This is a genomic window from Paenibacillus forsythiae T98 (assembly GCF_000520735.1).
GTDB lineage: Bacteria > Bacillota > Bacilli > Paenibacillales > Paenibacillaceae > Paenibacillus_AQ > Paenibacillus_AQ forsythiae.
In genome coordinates, this window is the sequence record NZ_ASSC01000465.1 from 1 (window position 1) to 12,733 (window position 12,733).

At 53.9% G+C, this 12,733-nt stretch carries 15 protein-coding genes and 1 pseudogene; 5 read left to right on the forward strand and 11 right to left on the reverse strand.

Features of this window, described 5'->3' with window-relative positions; genetic code table 11:
• The coding region (locus tag L692_RS0114850; RefSeq protein WP_025700957.1) for an LLM class flavin-dependent oxidoreductase at positions 1–951 on the forward strand (951 nt) is incomplete at its 5' end.
• A gap of 101 nt (positions 952–1,052) precedes the next feature.
• The gene (pepT, locus tag L692_RS0114855) at positions 1,053–2,285 is read left to right on the forward strand and encodes a peptidase T (RefSeq protein WP_025700958.1); all 1,233 of its coding nucleotides are present in this window, start codon (positions 1,053–1,055) and stop codon (positions 2,283–2,285) included.
• A 143-nt stretch (positions 2,286–2,428) separates the two neighbouring features.
• Here pepT and L692_RS0114860 read toward each other — a convergent pair whose 3' ends face one another.
• The 5 genes from L692_RS0114860 to hxlA all read right to left on the reverse strand — a co-directional run bounded on the left by L692_RS0114860 (position 2,429) and on the right by hxlA (position 5,588).
• Entirely contained in the window at positions 2,429–2,803 is a 375-nt protein-coding gene (locus tag L692_RS0114860) for a winged helix-turn-helix transcriptional regulator (protein WP_025700959.1), read from the reverse strand.
• A gap of 163 nt (positions 2,804–2,966) precedes the next feature.
• Positions 2,967–3,137: an aspartyl-phosphate phosphatase Spo0E family protein gene (locus L692_RS31250; RefSeq protein WP_084463213.1), complete on the reverse strand. Its 171-nt coding sequence runs from the start codon at positions 3,135–3,137 to the stop codon at positions 2,967–2,969.
• Positions 3,138–3,602: 465 nt separating this feature from the next.
• Positions 3,603–4,235 carry an HAD hydrolase-like protein gene (locus L692_RS0114875; RefSeq protein WP_025700961.1) on the reverse strand — a complete coding sequence of 211 codons (633 nt, stop codon included), beginning with the start codon at positions 4,233–4,235 and terminating at the stop codon, positions 3,603–3,605.
• 155 nt (positions 4,236–4,390) lie between these two features.
• Complete coding sequence (hxlB, locus tag L692_RS0114880) at positions 4,391–4,948, reverse strand: 6-phospho-3-hexuloisomerase (protein ID WP_025700962.1); 558 nt, start codon at positions 4,946–4,948, stop codon at positions 4,391–4,393.
• A gap of 7 nt (positions 4,949–4,955) precedes the next feature.
• Entirely contained in the window at positions 4,956–5,588 is a 633-nt protein-coding gene (gene hxlA, locus L692_RS0114885) for a 3-hexulose-6-phosphate synthase (RefSeq protein WP_025700963.1), read from the reverse strand.
• 236 nt (positions 5,589–5,824) lie between these two features.
• Here hxlA and L692_RS0114890 point away from each other — a divergent pair, with 236 nt between their 5' ends.
• Complete coding sequence (locus tag L692_RS0114890) at positions 5,825–7,231, forward strand: MATE family efflux transporter (protein WP_025700964.1); 1,407 nt, start codon at positions 5,825–5,827, stop codon at positions 7,229–7,231.
• A gap of 123 nt (positions 7,232–7,354) precedes the next feature.
• Here L692_RS0114890 and L692_RS0114895 read toward each other — a convergent pair whose 3' ends face one another.
• The gene (locus L692_RS0114895) at positions 7,355–7,633 is read right to left on the reverse strand and encodes a hypothetical protein (protein ID WP_025700965.1); all 279 of its coding nucleotides are present in this window, start codon (positions 7,631–7,633) and stop codon (positions 7,355–7,357) included.
• Positions 7,634–8,120: 487 nt separating this feature from the next.
• Between L692_RS0114895 and L692_RS0114905 the strand changes: the two genes are divergently transcribed.
• Positions 8,121–9,077 carry an ATP-binding protein gene (locus tag L692_RS0114905; RefSeq protein WP_025700966.1) on the forward strand — a complete coding sequence of 319 codons (957 nt, stop codon included), beginning with the start codon at positions 8,121–8,123 and terminating at the stop codon, positions 9,075–9,077.
• 16 nt (positions 9,078–9,093) lie between these two features.
• Positions 9,094–9,978 carry a tetratricopeptide repeat protein gene (locus L692_RS0114910; protein ID WP_025700967.1) on the forward strand — a complete coding sequence of 295 codons (885 nt, stop codon included), beginning with the start codon at positions 9,094–9,096 and terminating at the stop codon, positions 9,976–9,978.
• A gap of 80 nt (positions 9,979–10,058) precedes the next feature.
• Here the strand turns inward: L692_RS0114910 and L692_RS0114915 are convergent, their stop codons facing one another.
• The 5 genes and pseudogenes from L692_RS0114915 to L692_RS32785 form a co-directional block, all read right to left on the reverse strand.
• Entirely contained in the window at positions 10,059–10,307 is a 249-nt protein-coding gene (locus L692_RS0114915; protein ID WP_025700968.1) for a type B 50S ribosomal protein L31, read from the reverse strand.
• A 113-nt stretch (positions 10,308–10,420) separates the two neighbouring features.
• Positions 10,421–11,434, reverse strand: coding sequence for a potassium channel family protein (locus L692_RS0114920; protein ID WP_332258268.1), 1,014 nt, complete (start codon positions 11,432–11,434; stop codon positions 10,421–10,423).
• Positions 11,435–11,528: 94 nt separating this feature from the next.
• Positions 11,529–11,921, reverse strand: coding sequence for a DUF350 domain-containing protein (locus L692_RS0114925; RefSeq protein ID WP_025700970.1), 393 nt, complete (start codon positions 11,919–11,921; stop codon positions 11,529–11,531).
• Positions 11,918–12,595, reverse strand: coding sequence for a hypothetical protein (locus L692_RS0114930; RefSeq protein WP_025700971.1), 678 nt, complete (start codon positions 12,593–12,595; stop codon positions 11,918–11,920). The genes L692_RS0114925 and L692_RS0114930 overlap by 4 nt, the downstream gene beginning before the upstream one ends.
• A 1-nt stretch (position 12,596) precedes the next feature.
• A pseudogene (locus L692_RS32785) lies at positions 12,597–12,733 on the reverse strand (glutathionylspermidine synthase family protein); the annotation flags it as partial.

Sequence of the window (12,733 nt, forward strand, 5' to 3'; positions counted from 1 at the left end):
GCGGACGCGCTGCGGAACGCGCTCGATCGGGCGCAGTACGCCGAGAGGTGGGGATCCCGCCGCTATTGGCTGGCCGAGCATCATAACATGCCCGGCATCGCCAGCTCGGCCACGTCGGTCGTCATCGGGCATGTGGCTGCGGGAACGAAGAGCATCCGCGTCGGCTCCGGAGGCATCATGCTGCCCAACCACGCCCCACTGATGATTGCCGAGCAGTTCGGCACGCTGGAGTCGCTGTTCCCGGGCCGGATCGATCTCGGCCTTGGACGGGCGCCCGGTTCGGACCAGCCCGCTGCCCGGGCAATCCGGCGCGGCCTGGGCAGCGACGGCAGCGATTTCCCGGAGCAGCTTGCCGAGCTCCGGGCCTATTTCGACCCCGGCGCGGCGGACTCGCGGCCTCCCGGCGTAAGGGCCGTTCCCGGCGAGGGCCTGAACATCCCGATCTGGCTGCTCGGCTCCAGCGGCTTCAGCGCAAGGCTTGCCGGCCAGCTCGGCCTTCCCTTCGCCTTTGCCAGCCACTTCGCCCCCGATTACCTGCTGCCGGCGCTTCAGCTGTACCGCGCCAGCTTCCGGCCCTCCAGGGCGCTGGACAAGCCGTACGCCATGGTCGGCCTAAGCGCCGTGGCGGCGGACACGGATGCGGAAGCCCGGCGGCTTGCGACCTCCTCGCAGCAGCAGGCGCTCAGCCTGATCCGCGGCCGCCCCGGCAAGCTGAAGCCTCCGGCAGACAGCATGGATGAGCTGTGGAGTCCGCAGGAGCAGGCCCTTGTCCTTGGCAGACAGCAGTATGCCGTAATCGGCGATAAAGCCGCCGTTCGGGAGCGGATGCAGCAGATCCTGGAGGAGACGCAGGCCGACGAATGGATCGTAACGTCGCAGATTTACGATCATGCCGCCCGGCTGCGCTCCTATGAGCTTTTTGCCGAGGCCCTGGCAGGAGTACAAGACTGAGCTTCCTTTCGTCCTTCTGAACGAAATCCTCTGAATAGGGTTTCCCTTCCTAACATGATAATATGAAGAGTAGCTACGAAGATGCAGAGGAGATGAGAAGCATGAAGCAGGAGGTTATGGAGCGCTTTATTTCATATGCCCGCATGGATACGCAGTCCGATGAGACCAGCGAGACCTGTCCTTCGACGCCGGGACAATCGGCGCTGGCCCGGAAGCTGGCGGCAGAGCTGGCCGAAATCGGCATGGAGGAAATTACAGTCGACGAGCATAGCTATGTGTTCGCATCGCTTCCGCCAAGCAGCGACAAGGACGTCCCCGTCATCGGCTTTCTCGCCCATCTGGACACCGCGACCGAGATAACGGGCGCGGGCGTTAAACCGCAGATTGTCGAATCCTATGACGGCGGCGATATCGTGCTGAACAAGGCGCTGAATGTCGTGCTTTCGCCGAAGAGCTTTCCGGAGCTGGCCGGGTACGCGGGGCAGACGCTGATTACGACCGACGGCACCACCCTGCTTGGCGCGGATGATAAAGCGGGCATCGCCGAAATTATGACCGCCATGCATTATCTGAAGCAGCATCCGGAGATCAAGCACGGCAAAATCCGGGTCGCCTTCACCCCGGACGAGGAGATCGGACGCGGCGCGCACAAATTCGATGTGGCCGCCTTCGGCGCAAAGTTCGCCTACACGATGGACGGCGGACCCCTCGGAGAATTGGAATATGAGAGCTTTAACGCGGCGGCGGCGCGGATCACCTTTCACGGCGTCAACGTCCATCCCGGAACGGCCAAGGGCAAGATGATCAACTCCGCCAAAATCGCCATGGCCTTCCACGAGCGGCTGCCCGCCGGGGAATCGCCGGAATTCACGGAGGGCAAGGAAGGCTTCTATCACCTGAATTCGTTCCAGGGCACCGTGGAAACCAGCAGGCTGAGTTATATTATCCGCGACTTTGACCGCGAACGGTTCGAGGAGCGGAAGGCGTTGATTCAGACACTGGCCGAGGAATTCAGGCAGACTTACGGAGAAGACGGCATCCAGCTTGAGCTGAAAGACCAATATTACAATATGCGCGACCCAATCGAGCCTGTGCGCCATATCGTAGATATCGCCCATACCGCGATGACGAATCTCGGCATTACCCCGATTGTCCATCCGATTCGCGGCGGCACCGACGGCTCCCAGCTGTCTTATATGGGACTGCCGACGCCGAATATTTTTGCAGGAGGGGAGAACTTCCACGGGAAGTTCGAATATATTTCCGCCGATTCGATGGTCAAAGCGGCCGAGGTGATTATCGAGATTGCCAAGCTGTTCGAACAGCAGGCCTGAATCCCTCCCGCGCCTCATGCAAGAAGCCTCCCAGGGCCTGGCTGAAATGCCAAGCAGGGAGGCTTCTTTATGCCAATAGACGGTTCAGAGCTTCTTTAAGCGGCAGCGGCCTTCGGCAAGCATGACCCTCCATTGAAAACTATCTATACATTTGCCGGGCGTCCGTCCTTCCAAATGACATTTTCCCCGTAGTTCTTGCCCCAGTCGTACATCATGCGCAGGACAGGCATCAGACTTTGGCCATATTCCGTTAAAGAGTATTCGACTTTCGGAGGGACCTCCGCATACACTTTACGCCGTACAAGCTGATCCTCCTCCAGCTCCCGAAGCTGGTTCGTCAGCATTTTTTGCGTGATATGGGGAATGAGCTTCTTCAGCTCGCTGAATCGCTTCGTGCCGTCGAGGCCGAGATGCCATAGAATAATCAGCTTCCACTTTCCGCCGATGACGGCCAGAGTCAGCTCTTTTTCACAGTTAATTTCCTTAAGATTGATCCGGTCCTTGATCTCCGTTGCCATGTTTGCCCCCTCCTCTTGTAGATATCATACTACAAAAAAGAAACGCATGCCGCCCCGAAAGAGAGCAGGCTCCGTGAAGACCTGGCGTAAGACGTGGCGGTTTGGACTTTTGAGCGGGCAAGCTGCTGCGAACAATTCTTCAGGTTTAACCGTTTCTCCACGTTCATGCAGTCGGCCCATGTTGTGGGTGTATTTTCCGGCGCAAATAAGTATTCAACAGATTATCTAATTCTACAGATTTATTAATCGTCCGTTGATCCTTAATCCCATACATTTTTGCAAATAGATGGAGCACCACCCTCTTTTGTTCGATCATTTGTTCCAGCTCCTTCAAGTTGACCGCCTCCAAGTCGATTAGACGGTTGAAAGCCGAATAATTTAGAATGGCATTTGGTATTGTTTTCTATTATTATCCAATGACTCATAAAAAGGGAGGTCCAAATTTATGGCCCCCCTAAAAATTAATGCCTTGCTCCTTAAGCTTATCTTTTACGAATCGAATTTGTTTTTTAATTGTGCTAATGGACTTATGGAGCTGTCCCGCAATCTGGGTCTTATTCAGACCTCTCGATTTCAGATCGTATACTTGCCGTTCCGATGGAGTAAGAATTTTACTCAGACTGATTTCCTTCAAATATTCCTTCCTTAAAATCTCAGAGCCGTCAGGATGAATATATATTTGGTTCATATGCGCTTCCCGAATTGCACGTAATATGTCAACGAGACTACTTTTATTTATAAAATTTACGGCTCCACTTTTAAAAGACTGGGCTATGACAAAGAAAATGAAGGACATCCTTTATTCTCCTTCAATGAAGCTCAAGATATCATCAGGCTTGGCAGCAATAAAAGCCGGCTTCCCTTGTTGAAGAAGTGCAGATGAATCATAGCCCCAGGTTACACCAATGCTTTTTATCCCTGACCGATTAGCAGCCTTAATATCTCGCAGTTCGTCGCCAACATAAATGAGGTCCTCTTTTTTCAAGTTGAATTTTTTGCAGAACTGATTCAGGTCTCTAAATTTCGTAAAAGGATTCACTGAAAAATACTCATAATCAAAGAAATCCATTTGATTGTTTGGAAGAAACTCGCGGGTAGCCTTTTGGGAATTGGATGTAATAAAACCGATTTTAATATTCCGGTCCTTTAAATCATGAAGCAGCTTTGAAATTCCCTTCACAGCTTTCATCGTAGGGAAAGCATCCTGGTAACCTGCTTTAATTAACATTCCAACGATGGGCATCTGATGCCAGGGTACCCCTAATAATTTACAACGATTTCGAATGGATAAGCGGCTAAGCTCTTCCACCTGGTCAGGTTGAATACTCTGGAATCCTTTAGTTGCAGCGATCTGGTTAAAGAGTTGAACGGCTAGTGATCTGGTATTCACCAACACTCCATTAGAGTTGAATACAATGCATCCTTGTCCCATATTTCAATCCCCTCACCCAAAAATATCTATTAATTCAAACATATTCTACATAAAATAGTGAGTCAACGGTACTAAGTCCTTAATTAAAACGCAAAGAAACCCAGCGCCCTGTAAGGACGTGGGTTTCTCGACAATCTGAACGCAGTCTGCGCTTACTACTCCAGATTGGCATGCTTGCCGAACATTCGGGTTGTCGTCTGCCCCGTTTTGTCCATTAGCCGCAGGATAACGGCATCATAGAACAGGAGGAGCGTCTGCTCAAACAGCGAGGCCATCGGCTGAATCGTCGAGCCGCTTCCTGCCGCCTGATCCTTCGGCGCTCCGGGGAGCTTGACCGTATCATCGGCCAGACGTCCAATCGTCGACTCCGGGTTGATCGTAAGCGCGGCTACGCCCGCGCCGAGTGCCTTGGCTTTTTGCGCCATTGCAATCAAGCTCTGCGTCTCTCCCGAGCCGGAGCCAACGATAAGCAGATCTCCCTCGGCAATACCGGGAGTCACCGTTTCTCCGACCACATAAGCATCCTTGCCCGCATGCATCAGCCGCATGGCGAACGCCCGTCCCATCAGACCGGATCTTCCTGCTCCCGCAAGGAAGATGCGTTTTGCGTGAAGAACCTGTTCGGCGAGCTCCTCCGCTTCCTGCATGGGAATCCGGGATACGGACCGCCGCAGCTCATTGATAATTTCCTCTGCGTACTGTACGGTATTCATCGGACGCTTAAGACTGACTGACAAGACGCTTCATTTCAGCAGCGACAGCCTTTTTGTCCACTTGTCCGGTAATGCCTCCGCCTACGATGACAAGGTCCGGCTTCGCCTCGATCACTTCCGGCAGCGTGTCCAGCTTGATGCCTCCCGCAATGGCCGTCTTGGCCTGTTTGACCACACTCTTGATCGCCTGCAGATCCTCAAAGGAGTTCTTGCCTTCGGCCTGATGATCGTAGCCGGAATGCACGCAGATGTAGTGGGCGCCGAGAGCATCCACTTCCGCCGCTCTGCCTTTGATGTCCTTGACATTAATCAGGTCGACGAGAACTTCCTTCCCGCTTTTCCTGGCTTCTTCAACCGCGCCTCTGATCGTGGAGTCGTCGGAAACGCCGAGTACGGTAATCATATCCGCGCCCGCTTCAGAGGCTTTCATCACTTCGTAACCGCCCGCGTCCATAATCTTCAGGTCGGCTAATACCGTAAGCTGCGGAAAAGCGTCCTTGATCGCTTTTACAGCATGCAGTCCTTCATTAATCACAATCGGAGTTCCAATTTCAACAATATCTATATAGTCGGCAACCTCCGCCACTACTTCCTTCGCTCCGGGAATGTCTACCAAATCAAGCGCCAATTGCAATTTCATGGGGGCATATCTCCTTCGTGGTTATATAATTTATTGCTACGCCTATTGTAGACAGTACATTTCCATCTAGGAAGTAGGCACTTTGCCGTGGTGTAGTTACCCGGAGGATACTAATGTGCAAAACGGGGTTTTTCCGCTTACGTGGAGAAAGTGATGATTTTAGCTGCAAGCTGTGCTAAGATTGTCCTTTGATATCGGGCGAGGAACCCTAACTTTACAAAAAGAAGGTGATCTTCATGGCAGTCGACACCGCTGTGAATAACGGAAGCCCCTCCCATGAAAAAGTCAGTCTCTTCAAGCTGACCTGGCCAATCTTCCTTGAGCTGTTCCTGTTCATGCTGATGGGGACGGTAGACACGTTCATGATCAGTTCGGTTTCGGACGATGCCGTATCCGGCGTAGGAGCGGCGAACCAGATTATCCAGGTCGCCATCCTCGTGCTCAGCGTGGTCGGGAACGGCGCGGCCATCGTCATCTCCCAGTATCTCGGCTCCAGAAAGCCGCTTGAAGCGGCGGAGGTTACCGCGAGCTCCATCGCGCTCAGTCTGGGCCTTGGCGTGCTGCTGAGCCTTATTTTTCTCGTATTCGGGGGAACCCTGCTGTCCGTGCTTAACATTCAGGGCGAAATTCTCACCTACGGACGGGTGTATATTTCTATTGTCGGCGGGTTTATTTTCTTCCAGGCGCTGATCAACGCTCTCGCGGCCACGATCCGCACCCACGGCTTCACCAAGCAGACGATGCTGCTGTCGCTGCTTATGAACATTCTGCACGTGATCGGCAACTATGTTCTGATCTTCGGCCACTTCGGCTTTCCGGCGCTCGGCGTGGAGGGCGCGGCTATTTCGACTGTGCTCAGCCGACTGATCTGCCTGTTCCTGTTCTTCCTGCTGATGTACCGGATCATGGAAGTCCGCATCAAGTGGACCTCTTATTTCTCGCTGAACAAAACTTATGTGATGAAAATACTGAAAATCGGCATCCCTTCCGCTTTCGAGTCGATTACTTATCAGGCCTGCCAGCTCATATTCACGCTGTATATCACCTATTTGGGCGCGGAAGCGCTGGCGGCCCGACAATATGCGCTTAATATCTCCAGCTACATTTATCTGTTCAGCATGGCGGTGGCGATGGGCACCTCCATCATCGTCGGCCACCTGGTAGGAGCGAGACTGCCGCAGGAAGCCTACAAGCGGGTGTTCCAGAGCGTCAAATGGGCGCTGCTCGCCACCGTCGTCATTGACGCGCTCGCCATCATCTTCCGCATCCCCCTGTTCTCGCTGTTCACGGACAACGAGAACATTATTCTGATGGGAGCCCAGGTCATGCTGCTCAGCTTCTTTCTGGAGACGGGGCGAACGACCAACCTGATTATCATCAATTCCCTGCGGGCATCGGGGGACGCCAAATTCCCGGTATACATGGGGCTGATCTCCATGGTATGCATGAGTCTGCCCTTGGCCTATGTGCTCGCCATCCAGCTCCAGCTTGGGCTTGCCGGGGTGTGGCTGGCCAATGCGGCCGACGAATGGCTGCGGGCGATCATTATGTATTTCCGCTGGCGCAGCCGGGCCTGGGAGAAGCATGGCCTGGTCGAGCATGACCCGCCCGAAGGAGAAGCGGCACCGGCCATAGTCCGTTAACTGCGCCCGTTCCTGAAATCAGGGCATGCACGGACTTAAGCCTCATGCACATGCCAAAAAGCCGGTGCCTATGGCACCAGCTTTTTGGGGACTTGCAAGAAACCGCGACCCGGCAGCAGGAAGCTAATCCAGATAACCGGCCAGCCCCTTATCCATCAAATAGTCCATCTCCGCTTCCAATACGCTTTCGACCGTCAGCTCGTCCAGTTTTATGTCGCGGCGGCTGAGCACATAGTCGACCAGATCGTCGCTGTCGATGTCAACTTCGCCCTTGGCGTTCGCCTTGGCGCTGCTGATAAAAGCTTGCTCATGCTTCAAAATAAGGGAAATCGCCTTCGGATCGGCCTTCGTTCTGCCTGCGATGAACCGGATCATTTCCTGCTCGTTTATCTTCTCGCTCATTATGTTCATCCCTCCGCTTGGATTGCACACCCATTGTAGCATAAGTCCGCCGCTTGCACGCATCCAAAAGAACGGGATGTTCGAATCGAGCCGATCATCGAAGGTCATGGTGAGATTTCGAAACAAGAGGCTTATTTCTGCCGCAGGCACAGGATCATCACTGTAAGGTAAGCGAGATCCGCCAGCAAAAACAGCAGCACCGATTCATCAGACATATCCTTTAATAGAACCCACATATTCTCACCTTCGTAAATTCCATAATTTTCTTTCTTGTGGTAAATTATACCTCGAAAGTCACGAAGTAATAAAGCTTTTTTTCAAAATTAAGTAAAAAGACCGATTTGAACCCAAAGCGGCCGCATCCCATCATTGAACCCGTCGCTGATGCAAATTGCGTCTCTTTTTTTGATTGCTTATAATACTAGGTAAACTGCGTCTTCTGCGCTATCAGAGAAGAGGCTTCGCGGATGAAAGGGCGTGAATTGCCGTGCCTTATGACGAACAGGACAAGAACCGGATCAGGCCGAAACTTAAGGTCATTTCATTCGACGGAAATAACAGCAGCCTGGTCGAAACCGAACAATCGCAAGTTACCTTTCAGGATGTGGGCGGGATGGAAGAGCTCAAGAAGAAGATCCGCCTGAACTTTATTCTGCCGCTTCAGCAGCCGGAAATGTTCCAGGCCTTTGGGAAATCCGCCGGCGGCAGTCTCCTGCTGTACGGCCCTCCCGGATGCGGCAAGACGTTCCTGGCCCGGGCCATTGCCGGAGAGATCAACGCCAACTTCCTGCATGTCGAGCTGCAGGCGATTCTCTCCATGTATATTGGCGAAAGCGAGCATAATTTGCATGATTTCTTCGAAAAGGCCCGTCAGGAAAAGCCCTGCGTCATGTTCATCGACGAGCTAGACGCGCTTGGCGGAAGCCGCCATCAGATGCATCAGCATCATAACCGCATGCTGGTCAATCAGCTGCTCATCGAGCTCGACGGACTGCATTCCTTCAACCATGAGGTGCTCGTCATCGGCGCGACGAACACTCCCTGGTATCTCGATTCGGCGCTGCGGCGGCCGGGGCGATTCAACCATCTGTTCTTCGTCCCGCCGCCCGAACCGGCGGAACGGGAGCTGATTCTCGGCCTGAAGCTTCAGGGCAAGCCGCAGGAAGCGCTGAACCTGAAACGCTGGGCCGAGATGACGCCGCATTTCTCGGGCGCCGATCTGGAGCAGATCGTCCGGGATGCGGTTGAGCATGCCATTGAGCGTTCGCTTGAGAGCGGCAGCATCCAGCCGATTACGGACAAAGACATGAAGTCGAGCATTGAGGGCCGTAAGCCGACGACGCTCGACTGGTTCTCCACGGCGAAGAATTACGCTACCTTCAGCGACATCAACAAGGACTATGAGCAGGTGCTGGACTACGTGAAGACCCACCGAATCAAATGAACAGGCGGTGATGCCCATGAGCCTGCACGCCCCGGGCGCTCCCCGCTACGAGCGGGCCTTTCAACTGATGAACTGGAGACGCTTCGATGAAGCGATCCGGGAAACCGAGCATTGGATTCTCGAAGATCCGGAGAACGCCGACGCATACGGTCTGCTCGCGCAAATTCATATGAAAGCCGGCCGCTATGACCGGGCGATGAACTATTCAGCCGAGGCGCTCCGCTATGATCCGGAGAATGCGATGGCCTGGTTCGTTCGGACCATGACACTCTACTCCCAGGGCAAGGAGGAGCTGTTCCTGGAAGCAGCGGAGGAAGCGCAGCGGCTCGATCCGCTGGAAAGCTATTATCCGTTTCTCAAATTCAACCTTGCCCACAAAAAGGGGAATTTCAAGACCGCCAGGGAAGAGATGGACCACGCGCTTCGGCTTGCGCCGGACCGCTCCTTGTATCTTGCGGCGGACAGCTACCTGCGCGCGAATATGAGAGACTTCGAGGGCTCGCTCTCTTCAGAGAGCATGGCGCTGTTCTATGACCCCGAAGACGACCAGACGTTTCTGTACCTGGCCTGGGCGGCGGATAGAAGAGGCGACTACGGCAAAGAGATCGAATTCATGAAGAACGCGGTCCGGATCGATCCCGCCGATGCGCAGATCCGCAGCGAATACCTGAACAGCTTGCAGAAGAAATACTGGTTCTACCGCGTTCTCCTCATGCCGTTTATAGTAAGGAAGCGGCTTGGCAGGTGGCAGTTCTTCCTGATATGGGTCGTGCTTTGGCTCGTATTCCGCCCTCTTGTGCTGCTGTTCCTGCTCCTGTATGTACTGGCGTACTGGCTGAGCAAGCTGCTCGTCAAAGTGCAGGTATTCGGCTGGAAATCGCTGTTCCGCAAAATATCGTAAGCTCAGCCGTCACAGCCATGAAGAAGGACCATTAGCAGAAGGCGGAAGCCTTGATGCGAATGGTCCTTTTTGGTGATACGTTATTTCTTGTAGTTCAGACGCTGGTTGAACCGGTCGATCCGGCCTCCGGTGTCGATATTCTTCTGTCTGCCCGTATAGAAAGGATGGGAAGCGGAGCTGGAGTCGACCCGGATGACCGGATATGTATTGCCGTCTTCCCACTCCATCGTCTCGCCGGAAGATTTGGTTGAGGCGCTCAGGAACTTGAAATCCGCGCTGGCATCATAGAAAATAACCTGCTGATATTTCGGATGAATGCCTTCTCTCATTGTTAATCCCTCTTCTCAATTAAAATAGACATCTTGTATTAACTTACCCTTCTTTCGGATAAAGCTTTCACCAGGATGGACATTTTATGCAAAATATTTCCTCGGATCGCCCCTCACCTCTTGCCTGTGATCTTCCGGTAGGTCGCCTCATCGGAGACGATGTACAGCCTCGCTTCCGCCGGGATAGGTTCCGTCAGCTTGCGGTTGATGCCCAGATCGTGGCGGTCGGCGATCAGGGTTGCGCCTTGGCGCAGCAGACCCTGAAAAGCATCTCCGTAGGTCTTCCATGCCCGGTCAACCGGCACCTCATAAATGTCGTCGCCATGCGAGCGGCTGATGAGCTGCGCGATCACCTCGGGATTCCCCTCCTGCAGCGCGGCCCTTACCGCCAGCCGGGAAACGGCGTCATGCGACAGCACGAACTCGTTGACCTGGACATGCCGGAAGTTCTGCACGTTCTTCTCCTGCATAATCTCCACCGTAGTATGCACATTCGGCGCGATGCGCTCAATGCTTGAGGCAATCAGCAGCGACTTGCCGTCCACCAGAGCGGCCTCGTCGATCCGTACATCGCCGAAGATAATGGCCGCCCTCGCCCTGGCCAGGCCCGCCTTCACCAGAATATCGTCGGAGGAAGGATCGCCGCTGATGAAATGACACCTGCTCTTCATCTGCTCCAGCGGATGATAACCGGATTCATCGATAATGACAATCTGGCAGTCCGGCGTATAGCTGAGCACCTCGCCCACCGCCGCCTGCGCTTTTTTGCTCCAGTTAATCAGAATGACATGATGTTCTCCCACAAACGGCAATTTGCCCGCCCTCCTCTGCCTTCCGATTTCCGCAATCGAATCGATAACCTTTCCGATGACCAGGCTGAGCAGCCCGATACCGAAAATGTACAGAAAAATGGTAAATATTTTGCCGATGGCGGTCTTTGCGAAAAAATCGCCGTAGCCGACCGTAGCCATGGTAGTCATCACCCAATAGAACGAATTAAACCAACTGCCGAACGTGTCCGGCTCAAGCACATAGGCGACCGTAGCGCTGAACGCGACAAACAGGACAATACCAAGGATAATCGTTCTTTTCTTGATATGAGTCACAATCGCTGACAGCTTTAACAAAAAGTGAATGGCCGTCGCCCCCCGCGCTCCGCAAAGGCCCGCATAGCCGCCCCCGCCTAACGGTTAGGAGACAGCCCTGCGGGCCTTCAAATGGTTATATAATCAGACTGCTGACCGCGAACGCGGTTCCGACAAAGACCAGGCACAGCAGCGTCCCCACGGCGACATTGCCCTTCTTCAGCTGGTCGGAGATTCTGAAGCCGATCGTGACCAGCTCAAAGATCCAGTAGGACAGCACCAGACAGACATAGCCGACCGCGAACCAGACCGCCATGAACCAGATCGACGAGTTCGTATAGGCCGCCACCCCGAGAATAATCGCCGTCGCCAGAAATTTCCCGCCAAGCGCGAGCCCTACCGCCACATTGCCATTCTTCAGTTCTTCCATATCCTTGAACGGAGTCATCCAGCTGAAGATCAGCATCCCCAGCAATTGAAGCACGATAATAAAAATTACACTAACCAGAATATTGATGACTACCGTCAATCCGCCCACCCCCGAAATTTTGCATAAGCCAAATCATAGTCCGCAAAATCATGGACCTCCTCCAGCACAACCGGCACCGTCTTCTTCTTCTCCATCGCGGTATAACGCTTATCGTCGATCGGTTGCTTGATCCGGTTGCCCGAAGGCAGCTCCACTACGGCAAAGTTTCTTGTCTTGTCTTTGTACTTCGTCTTGTAGACGCCGATCAGGTCAACGTCCGTCGTAACCGACACCTTCAGGTTCTTCAGGTCATCCGTTGCCGATTTCAAGTCCTTATAGGATTTGATCGTCGACCACGAAGACAGGCGGACCTGGTTCCTCTGATCGGCATCGGTCGTGATTTCGGCGTCCATGTACTGGATCGTATAGATTTTGTCCCCTGTCGCGTAATTGCCGTCATTGGGCAGCATCTCGTTATCGGGCAGGATCGTCATGTCGCTGCCTATAATGTCGCCGACCGTACCCTCAACCACCCGGTAATCCCACGGCACCCGCGCCACCTCGCTCGTCGATGCCGCTCCGGAATCGGTGGAGAATACGCTGTCCGGATTATTGGAACAGCCGGCCAGAGCCAGCACCGCCGCGATCAGCAGCAGGAAAACAAGGCGCAGCGGCAGCCTTCCGCGAAGCCCGCGGCGGCGCGTGCCCGGATAATTATCTACATTCTCACGCAAATCATCTCACTCCCATTGCAATAAAATGGCTCGTATTTCCGGTAATGGGACCTCCGCCCCGGCCGAGCAGTCCGCAAGGCTGTCCGTTAATCATGAACATTCCGGTCAGCAGGTGAAGCTCGCCCGCCGAAGTCTGAA